At 64.7% G+C, this 9,433-nt stretch carries 8 protein-coding genes and 2 pseudogenes; 5 read left to right on the forward strand and 5 right to left on the reverse strand.

Features of this window, described 5'->3' with window-relative positions:
* Together LQV45_RS11820 and LQV45_RS11825 are read left to right on the forward strand one after the other, a co-directional pair.
* Window positions 1-282, forward strand: a 282-nt coding sequence (locus LQV45_RS11820) for a PfkB family carbohydrate kinase (RefSeq protein WP_230007197.1), incomplete at its 5' end; no start/stop codon positions are given.
* Entirely contained in the window at window positions 279-1,205 is a 927-nt protein-coding gene (locus tag LQV45_RS11825) for a nucleoside hydrolase (RefSeq protein ID WP_230007198.1), read from the forward strand. The genes LQV45_RS11820 and LQV45_RS11825, both read left to right, overlap by 4 nt.
* A 459-nt stretch (window positions 1,206-1,664) precedes the next feature.
* Here LQV45_RS11825 and LQV45_RS11830 read toward each other — a convergent pair whose 3' ends face one another.
* Window positions 1,665-2,726: a CHAT domain-containing protein gene (locus LQV45_RS11830; RefSeq protein ID WP_230007199.1), complete on the reverse strand. Its 1,062-nt coding sequence runs from the start codon at window positions 2,724-2,726 to the stop codon at window positions 1,665-1,667.
* Between the two features lie 220 nt (window positions 2,727-2,946).
* Between LQV45_RS11830 and LQV45_RS11835 the strand changes: the two genes are divergently transcribed.
* The 3 genes and pseudogenes from LQV45_RS11835 (at window position 2,947) to LQV45_RS11845 (ending at window position 6,809) form a co-directional block, all read left to right on the forward strand.
* Window positions 2,947-4,851 carry a CHAT domain-containing protein gene (locus LQV45_RS11835; RefSeq protein WP_230007200.1) on the forward strand — a complete coding sequence of 635 codons (1,905 nt, stop codon included), beginning with the start codon at window positions 2,947-2,949 and terminating at the stop codon, window positions 4,849-4,851.
* A 30-nt stretch (window positions 4,852-4,881) separates the two neighbouring features.
* A complete protein-coding gene (locus LQV45_RS11840) occupies window positions 4,882-5,556 on the forward strand; it encodes a DUF6338 family protein (RefSeq protein WP_230007201.1) in 675 nt (224 codons plus the stop codon).
* 359 nt (window positions 5,557-5,915) lie between these two features.
* A pseudogene (locus LQV45_RS11845) lies at window positions 5,916-6,809 on the forward strand (IS5 family transposase).
* 136 nt (window positions 6,810-6,945) lie between these two features.
* Here the strand turns inward: LQV45_RS11845 and LQV45_RS11850 are convergent.
* From LQV45_RS11850 to LQV45_RS11865, 4 genes and pseudogenes are all read right to left on the reverse strand, one after another.
* Window positions 6,946-7,752, reverse strand: coding sequence for a hypothetical protein (locus LQV45_RS11850; RefSeq protein WP_230007202.1), 807 nt, complete (start codon window positions 7,750-7,752; stop codon window positions 6,946-6,948).
* Window positions 7,753-7,900: 148 nt separating this feature from the next.
* Window positions 7,901-8,107 carry a hypothetical protein gene (locus tag LQV45_RS11855; RefSeq protein ID WP_230007203.1) on the reverse strand — a complete coding sequence of 69 codons (207 nt, stop codon included), beginning with the start codon at window positions 8,105-8,107 and terminating at the stop codon, window positions 7,901-7,903.
* 1 nt (window position 8,108) lies between these two features.
* The gene (gene nrdF / locus LQV45_RS11860) at window positions 8,109-9,083 is read right to left on the reverse strand and encodes a class 1b ribonucleoside-diphosphate reductase subunit beta (RefSeq protein ID WP_138178007.1); all 975 of its coding nucleotides are present in this window, start codon (window positions 9,081-9,083) and stop codon (window positions 8,109-8,111) included.
* A gap of 32 nt (window positions 9,084-9,115) precedes the next feature.
* A pseudogene (locus tag LQV45_RS11865) lies at window positions 9,116-9,433 on the reverse strand (ribonucleotide-diphosphate reductase subunit alpha); the annotation flags it as partial.

The raw sequence follows: 9,433 nt of genomic DNA on the forward strand, positions 1-9,433 counted from the left end.
GTGCACGATGCTCCGCTGCTGTGCGTCACTCTCGGCGCCGAGGGGGCGCGGCTGTACCGCCACGGCGCCCTGGTCGCGGCGGCGCCGGGGGTGACCACGACGGTGCGCAACACCGTGGGCGCCGGCGACGCGTTCTGCGCCGCGCTGGTGGTGGGCCTGCTCCGCGGAGACGACGAGACCGAGGCGCTGGCCCGCGCGTGCGCCGTGGGCGCCGCCGCCGTCGCCGACGACGCCTCGCAGCCCGCGCTCGAGCCGCTCGACACCTACGGGGTGACCCGATGACCCGCCGCCCGATCCTCGTCGACTGCGACACCGGCATCGACGACGCTCTCGCTCTCGCCTACCTGCTCGCCGAGCCCGCGGTCGAGATCGTCGGCGTCACGACCGTTTCCGGGAACACGGATGCCGCCCGCGCCGCCGCCAACACCCTGTCGCTGTTCGAGCTCGCCGGCGTCCACGACATCCCCGTGGCCGTGGGTGCGCACGACTTCCGTGACCGCGCCTACGCCGGCGGCGCTCCGCACGTGCACGGCGACGACGGGGTCGGCGGGATCGCCTTGGCCGCCGCCGCCCGGGCCCACGACGCCCGTCCGGCCGTCGAACTCATCGATCACCTCGCCTCGCGGCATCCGGATCTCACGGTGCTCGCCCTCGGCCCGCTCACCAACCTCGCCGCGTACGCCGAGGCTCCCGGCGTCGCCGCGTTCGACCGACTCGTCGTCATGGGCGGCGCGTTCGCCCACTCCGGCAACGTGACGGCGTGGGCGGAGGCGAACATCCACAACGACCCCGAGTCGGCCGCGGTCGTCTTCGCGCAGGACTGGGACATCACCGCCGTTCCGCTCGACGTCACGATGACGCAGACCCTGGATGCCACCGACCTCGTGCGCCTCGAAGCGATCCCGGGTGCCGTGCCGCAGGCGCTGGCCGGGATGCTGCCCGCGTATCTGGACTTCTACGAGGGCCGCGTCTTCCCCGACCGCCGCTGCGCCCTGCACGATCCGCTCGCCGCGATGGTGGCGGCCGGGGCACTGCGGGGGCTCAGCGTCGCCTCAGGGCAGGTCGAGGTGCGGCTCTCCGGCGGGGAGCGCGGGCGGACGGTGTCGTCGCGCGCGTCCACGACGCAGCGGTGGGTGCGCGGGATGGAGGGGTCGGCGGTCGAGGTGCTGCTCGGGCGGTTGGAAGGGCGGGCGTGGCCAGGCTGATCCACCGCTGCGTGCACGCTGACGCGGTCCATCCGCCCAGTGTCGCGAGTCCGCGCTCAACGTTCAGAGTGCGTTCAGGGCTAGAAGGAATGCGCGCGCGCCGAACGCCGCGTCGGCGCAGAGCCTTTCTGTGCGCTCGAGAGCTAGGAACTTTCCGACCGTCAGGCGACTCTGCTGATGGTCAGGAGCGTGCGCAGCAGGATTCGGGGGTCGTAATCGACGGTGAGCGCGAAGAAACCCAGTGCGGTGAAAGCACTCCAAACCGGCGCGTTGCTGTTCATTCCTTGTTCTGCGCTTCTCGCAGCCTGATCCAGAACGCGTTCCTGTTCAGGGAGGATCTCTCAAACCGGGCGACCATCTCCGGGGCGAAGCTCACGCCTTGCGACGGAATTGGTCGTTCAGGTTCGTTCGCCGTAGCCCGCCCCCTGACTCTTCAGCGCCAACCGGGCCCGATAAGCGCTATACCGTGCCCGTGACCAGAGCTGCGTCGCGAGGATCGTAGCCGGGCCCGGCGTGCAGGGTAGGCAGATCATCGCGGTCGGAGCCTTGCATCTCAAGGTCTGTGCGTGCGACCTCATGCGCTCCGCCCACAGACTGCCCGTTGGCGATGGCTCCATAGAACCGAGCGGCGTAACGGATGGCGTCGCCGTCCTCAACGCTGTCTGCCATTCCGATGGCGAAAGGGACGACACCTTCGACGAGCTGTGCTGCCTGCTCGGCGGAGTTGCAGGAGTTGAAAATCACGAGCGACGGCGGAGTGTCGACGGCTGCCATTGCGCGCGCGAACACTCCTGCAGGAATCGCGATCCCCGGATTGTGCGCGTCCGTGTCCTCTTCGAAGACGACGAAAGACTCGTTGCTGTGTCCCGAGAAATGGACCACGTGAGGACGAAACTCAATGATGCCGTCCAGCAAGTCTTTCGGAGTGGCAGCGGAGCGCACGTCCAGTTCCACAAAATCGCGCAACACAGCCGCCTGTACAGCGCCGCGGATTTGCCTCACCTCGCGGCCGACTCGGAGATCTCCCTCGCCTGATGAGGTAAGGATGAGAACACGAAGCTTCTCCGGTTTCGGCGCAGGAAGCGACTGATGGAGATCTTGCACGCTCGCCTCTGCGGCGGTGACGCGAGCGGAGAGCGCAGTGTGAGCCACGGCCTGACGACGATCTCGCAGCTGCTGCTCGCGGTCGCGCTTACGATCAGCAGCTCGCTGCTCCGCAGCCTCGGCACGGTCGAGGTCGCGCAGGAGTCTGCCAACTTCTTTGCCGTACTTCGTGGCCTTCTGTTGCCACTGCGTGGCCTGTTTACCTGCGGCTTCCGCTTCCTTCTCGCGTCGATCCGCCTCGTTGCTCTTCGTGCGGGACGTGGAAGCGCTGGTCGCTCGCGCGGCAGCTGACCGGGCTCTTGATGCATCAGCCCGCTTCTGGGATTCCCGTGTCTGGTACTCCCCCACCTTTCGCTCAGCGTCGTTGTGCTGGGCACGTATCCGCTCTAGCTGTCTCCTGATCTGATCAGCACTCATCTTCGTTCATCCTTCATGCGGGAGGTGGTTGGGCGCGGATTCGAGGTTCCCCTGAACCGCGAGCTTGGCCCGAGCGAACCGACGCGCGATCAGACCATACTCCCGAGGGAATCCGCGGGCGCGGGTGTGCCGGCAGGAGACGGACGTTCCGGCCGATCCTGCACTGGCATACTCTCCAACGGGGGAACCGATGTTGGGTAGGAAGACACGAGAACGTCGCGTGCAGGATCAGCAAGCTCGCGTCGAAGAGCAGCTCGCAGCGCGCGCTGCTTCACTCGCGGCTGAGGCACACGCCGCCATCCAAGGTGAACCTGGCAGGGATCTCTTGGATATCCGCAGGGACCTTCTCGTCTTCCTGGCAGAATCGACTCCGCTCATCACCTCAACCACCAACGCTGCCCCAGCGATCCTGGACGTCTCGCTCCCTAGCATCCAACTGGCGACGGGCGCACAGGATTGGACAACGCTCTCGAAGTCGGGCGCCTTTCTGGCGGCGGCTGTCCTCGCTATCCGCGCGCGTTTCGAAGGCATCAACGCCACGGTCGAGCGGGAGCTTGGCCGACTGACAGGCGCGCACCTGGATCAAGCGCTTTACGCAGTTACTCAGGTGCAGGAGTACAGCCATCTGGGCGCCCTCTGCGACATGCTCCTCGATGGAGGCTTCGCAGGCCGCCAGTTCGTTCAGACCGCGGATCCCGCGGTGCGTCAAGCATGGGACTTCGCCACAGGGATCGTTGCCAACGGGGGCGCAACGCTTTCTGACGAGGAGTACCACGCGAGTCTTTCCGCCGGCGCGTGGTTGTCCGAGCGTCAACGGGTGGGTCCCGACCCTGAACCTTTGTCCGAGTTGATGACAGCCTGGGTGACCGACTCGCTGCGGGTCCTCGAAGGTGTCCCCTCGCTCGGACTTCTCGTCACCAATGGCGACGCGGCCGCCGCTTGGCGCGCAATGTTGAACGCTCTCGATGAGGCATACAAGCTCGACCGCGCCTGGTGGTTGGCCTTCTCGGCGGCGGCGGGTTGCACAACGCCGTTGGCCGCTCACGAGTCAGGTAGAGACATCGTCTATCTGGTCTCCGGCGCATCGGGAGGCGCCGCCGTCCGATATTCGGGTGGAGAGAATTATCGCCAGATGCCGGATTCTCTCGACCTGCCGCGGGCGGGCTTGCGTGCAATTCTGGAGCTCGATGCTCAACTCAACGCCGTCGGCGACTTGCCGCCGGCGGACCTCATCGTGCGTTCGGGCCTCATCGACGAGGTCCGCCGACGCATCGGCGATGACATCGTCGGCCCCCTGCTCAAGCGGTGGCCGGATTTGAGGGCGGTGACAGTCATTCCGCTGGGAATCATCCAACGATTGCCGCTGGCGACCGCGCTGGTTGAAGGCGCACGATTCAACGCGCTGGTCGACGTCACCGTTGCACCCAACGCCGCTGGCGTCCTCGTCGCCGCTAACGGCGGTGTGTGCACCGCGGAGGCTCCCGTGGTAGTCATGGCTGATCCGGCTGAGGGCGAAGGGGCACTCGGCTGGGTTGAATCCGAAGCGCTTGCTGTCGCCGGTGTCTACGGTCGATCACCAGATCTCCTCGTCGACTACGGCCGCTCCCCCGCGTCAGGGGCTCCGAAAGCGCGTGCATCACTTGAACGCCGACCCACGCTCAACACCACCTCTGAGCACGTGTTGACACGGCTGGAGAATGCTCGCGTCATCCATCTCGCGTGCCATGGAAATGTTCCAGATACGGACGGCCTACCCGCGCTGTACCTGCACGGAATCCTCACGTTCGATGCACTCGAACACCACCGCTTCGCTGATGGCGCGACTGTCGTTCTTTCTGCGTGTTCCGTCGGGTCTTCGATTCGAAGCGCCCCGTTCGCGCAGCTGGGCTTCCCGGCGATGCTCCTCGCTACCGGTGCTAGTGAAGTTATTGCCTCCTCTGAACCATTGCTCGACTGCCGAGAGACTGTGGACTTCATGGTGGCGCTTCATGAGAGGCTTCGTGCCGGCGTGTCGGCGTCGCACGCCCTGCGAGACGCGATGCGCGACGCGGAGCAGTCTGGCGTTGGTTCCGCCATCTGGGGGACGCTGCAGGTGCACGGGGCACGGGTAGTGGCAGAGTCATAGTGGCGCGCAACGGGTCAGGAGAGTAGTGCCGTGGATGTTCTGCAAAGTAGCTTCGCCGTAGCGACCTTCGTTGTTCTTGCGCTGCCCGGCCTGGTGTTCGTCGCGGTGCGCAGATGGGCACGAGGCGAGGCAGCGGAAGACCGCGATTTCGGCTTATCTTTGGCGCGAGGCTCGGTCTTCGCTCTCGCGTTGACCGGCGTCTACGTGCTGATGCTTGGGGATGCGCCCGGCGTCGGGGTTACTTTTGGAGCCGACGCTGACGCCCTGGTCGTCTCGGATGCACGACGTCTCGCACTCACGGTTCTCGTGCTCTACCTGGCGGTGCCGGCAATGCTCTCGTTGATTCTGAACCGTCAGCACATCACCTGGGAGAGGTCCTCGCGGCTGCGTTGGGTCCCCCTTCCCCGTTCCCGCCACGGGTACAGCAACACCCCCAGCCCTTGGGATCACGCAGCTAGAAAACACCAAGATTCCTGGGTGAAGATCAATCGGGCCAACGGCGACTGGATCGGCGGCTGGGTCACCCACGGCTCGTTCATGTCCGCGTACCCGGAGGCACGCGCCATCTATATAGACCAACAGTATGCGATGACGAAGGACGGCAATTTCAATGGGCTTGTCCCAGGCGCAGGAGTCTTCTTGTCAATTGCTGACGACGATGTCGTCATCTGGATTCGGCCCGCCAACCCCACAACGAAAGGATGACTCCGTGACCGACAAGGATCGTCGCGACGGCGACGGAGGCCGCCGTGTAAATGAACGCGGTATCGAGCCCGCGCGCTACACGCCGCCCCCGCCTCCACCGCCGCCAGTCGCCGACGGCGGCATCGGCCGTGGCGGGTCAGAGAACTCAAAGTCGGAATGAACGGCACACCAGCACGAGCTTCTCAAGGGAACGCCTGCCGCGGCTGAGGCAAGGCGAGGCCGAAGACAGCAAGATCTCATCGAGTTCTTCGTGGAAGAGCAGACCAGGCTGGTGGTCAGCTTGAGTCCCTTCCGGTGTGGTTGAGGCATCTAGGGCCTGTCTTGTAATTGGTTGGTGTGTGGGCTGAGATGCTCGTAGGGTGTCGCGTTTCGTGTTGCTCTCGGATGATCAGTTCGCGTTGATCGCCGATCTCTTGCCCGGGCCCACGGGGAGGAAGGGGCGTCCGTTCGCGGACGCTCGAACGATGGTCGAGGGCATCGTCTACCGGTACCGGACCGGGATCGCGTGGCGGGATCTGCCCCGCACGTTCGGGCCGTGGCAGACAGTGTGGGCCTGGCATCGCCGCCTCGCCGCCGACGGCACCTGGGATGTCGTGCTCGACCGACTGGTGAGTGCCGCGGATCGGGCTGGCGCGGTGGACTGGTCGGTGTCAGTGGACTCCACGATCGCTCGCGCCCATCAGCACGCGACGAACATCACCCGCACCACGGGGGGCTTCGTCGAACTACACGAATCCGCGACTCGAGCCGCCTGACCACTGTGTCGGCCGCTCCCGTGGAGGCCTGTCCACGAAGTCCACCAGCTGGTCGAGGGCCATGGGCTGTCCCTGGTGACATTGGTCACTCCCGGACAAGCGGGCGACTCGCCGATGCTCCTGCCCCTGCTGGCCGAGCTCCACGTCGCCCGCCTGGTCGGCCGGCCGCGCACCAGGCCCGACCGCGTGCGCGGCGACAAGGCGTACTCGTCCCGAGCGATCCGCGCCCATCTTCGCAGCCGCGGCATCGGAGCGGTGATCCCGGAGCCCCGCGACCAGCAAGGCCACCGGAAGCGGCGCGGTTCCCGAGGCGGCCGCCCCGTCTCCTACGACCCGGACGACTACCGCAACCGCAACGTCATCGAACGCGGCTTCTGCAGACTCAAACAACGGCGCGGCCTCGCGACCCGATACGACAAGTTGGCAATCGTCTACCGCGCAGCAATCGTCCTCAACGCCGTCATCGCCTGGCTACGCCATTTACAAGACACGCCCTAGCGCCCGTCCCACAAAGCCCAAGGATTGGTCCCGCGTCGGTCTGGGGAGGCAAGTCAACCTACGACTCGTCCGTTCTCCCAAGATCCCCCTGGCAATGCCCCGCGAACACTAGCCACCCAATCCATCAGCAGTGAGGTTACGGCGCAGCATGAGTCTCGTACTCCCCCGATACGCGCCGTAGGCGCGCTCGCAGCTGTTCGATGTCTCCGGCCGGAGCGCCCGTCCGAATACGCTCTGATGTCTGCGCGATTATCAACTCAAGGGCAGCGAGGGTGGTGTCATGCAGTTCCTCAATGAGATCCATCTCTTGCTTCAGCGAAGCGTACTGACCCTGAGAGTCTGAGAAAGAGCCATCAAATTTCTCGAAGGCCCTGCCTATGGCGGCGGAAGTGATCTCTTCCGCCTTGTTCGCCGGGAGTTGACCCTCTTCGACGAGTCGCCCGACGACCGCGCGTGCCATATCGCCGGAAGCAAGGAGAGTTCGCGCTCGTGTCATCAGCAGCTTGAAGCGTACGTCCGCATTACGCCGCCGACTCCGCCGGACGTCTTCCGCGAGCGACTCTGCATCACGCCGGAGCCGTTTGAGGCGCCCCCAGGGCAGTCGGGCTCGACCGATCCAAAGAATGTCGGTCACAAGCGTGCTGGTAATCGCCGAGAGCGGCACTGTGAACACCACGAAGAGCGCCCCGAGAATCACGTAGACAGCCAACCAGTAAGCGAAACCGTCCACTCGGCCGAACAGGATGGCGGTGACGGCTACCGCTTCAGTCCCGAACATGCCGACAGCCAGAATCGAGAACACGACTCCCCACGTGAGTCGACGGGATCGGCGAGAGAACTCGTCCTGAGAAGCGCTCAGGCGGCGCGCAACTAATCTCGCCTCGATCACGAGCGGGATGGCCAACACAGGAATGATCTGAGCCACGGCGGCCCAGTAGGCCACTGCGCCTCCCTCAGCGAATTCTCGCACCACAGGGTCAAGGGTAGGCGTCGCCTACTCGCGCGAACGAGACCGAACCGGAATTGGCCTGGTCATGCACGCTGCTCGCTCATCTGGACGCACCGATGAACACGCAGTGCCGACGGCCGGTCTAGCTCAGGCTGACTGCGGCGACAGGCTGCCAAGAAGAAGGATCGACCGGGGCCATCGACACAGCCTCAAGCGCAGCCGACACCGCCTCCAACGCCGGAGACACCGACACAGCCTCAAGCAAGCTGCGAAGCTCGTTCACGGGTAGTTCACGATCCGGCGCGAGCAACAGGCTTGCAGGGGCGACGGAGATATCGACGCCAGTCATTTCAGAAGTCCCAGTCGTCGTCCTCGGTCGCCTCGGCCTTGCCGATGACGTACGACGAACCCGACCCCGAGAAGAAGTCGTGGTTCTCGTCGGCGTTGGGCGACAGGGCCGACAGGATCGCCGGGTTCACGTTCGTCACCGACGCGGGGAACATCGCCTCGTAGCCGAGGTTCATCAGCGCCTTGTTGGCGTTGTAGTGGAGGAACTTCTTGACGTCCTCGCTCAGGCCTACCGAGTCGTACAGGCTCTGCGTGTACTGCACCTCGTTGTCGTACAGCTCGTACAGCAGCGAGAACGTGTAGTCCTTGATCTCGTCGCGGCGGGCCTGGTCGACCTGCTCCAGTCCGCGCTGGAACTTGTAGCCGATGTAGTACCCGTGCACGGCCTCGTCGCGAATGATGAGGCGGATCAGGTCTGCCGTGTTGGTGAGCTTGGCGCGGCTCGACCAGTGCATCGGCAGGTAGAAGCCCGAGTAGAACAGGAACGACTCCAGCAGCGTGGAAGCGACCTTGCGCTTGAGCGGGTCGTCGCCACGGTAGTAGTCCATGACGATGTGCGCCTTCTTCTGAAGGAACTCGTTCTCGGTCGACCAGCGGAACGCCTCGTCGATCTCCTTCGTCGAGCACAGCGTCGAGAAGATCGACGAGTAGCTCTTGGCGTGCACCGACTCCATGAACGCGATGTTGGTGTACACCGCCTCCTCGTGCGGGGTGATCGCATCGGGGATGAGCGAGACCGCCCCGACGGTGCCCTGAATCGTGTCGAGCAGCGTCAGACCCGTGAACACGCGCATCGTCAGCGTCTGCTCGTCGGGCGTCAGCGTGTTCCACGACTGGATGTCGTTGGACAGCGGCACCTTCTCGGGCAGCCAGAAGTTGTTGACGAGACGGTTCCAGACCTCGAGGTCCTTGTCGTCCTGGATGCGGTTCCAGTTGATGGCCTGAACGTGGTTCAGCAACTGCAGCTTCTCAGCCATGGTGTCCTCAATAAGAAATCGTGATCAGCGGATCAGAGCATGCACGAGACGCACTCGGTCATGTCGGTGCCCTCGAGCGCCAGCTGCCGGAGGCGAATGTAGTAGATCGTCTTGATGCCCTTCTTCCAGGCATAGATCTGGGCCTTGTTGATGTCGCGCGTGGTGACGGTGTCCTTGAAGAACAGCGTCAGCGACAGGCCCTGGTCCACGTGCTGCGTGGCAGCGGCGTAGGTGTCGATGACCTTCTCGTAGCCGATCTCGTACGCGTCCTGGTAGTACTCCAGGTTGTCGTTCGTCAGGTACGGCGCCGGGTAGTACACGCGGCCCAGCTTGCTTTCCTTGCGGATCTC

Source organism: Microbacterium sp. Bi128 (assembly GCF_918698205.1).

Coding starts and splice junctions, on each gene's coding strand:
- LQV45_RS11855 (WP_230007203.1), bottom strand. CDS start 8,107: ATGACTGGCGTCGATATCTCCGTCGCCCCTGCAAGCCTGTTGCTCGCG.
- nrdF (WP_138178007.1), bottom strand. CDS start 9,083: ATGGCTGAGAAGCTGCAGTTGCTGAACCACGTTCAGGCCATCAACTGG.
- LQV45_RS11825 (WP_230007198.1), top strand. CDS start 279: ATGACCCGCCGCCCGATCCTCGTCGACTGCGACACCGGCATCGACGAC.
- LQV45_RS11830 (WP_230007199.1), bottom strand. CDS start 2,726: ATGAGTGCTGATCAGATCAGGAGACAGCTAGAGCGGATACGTGCCCAG.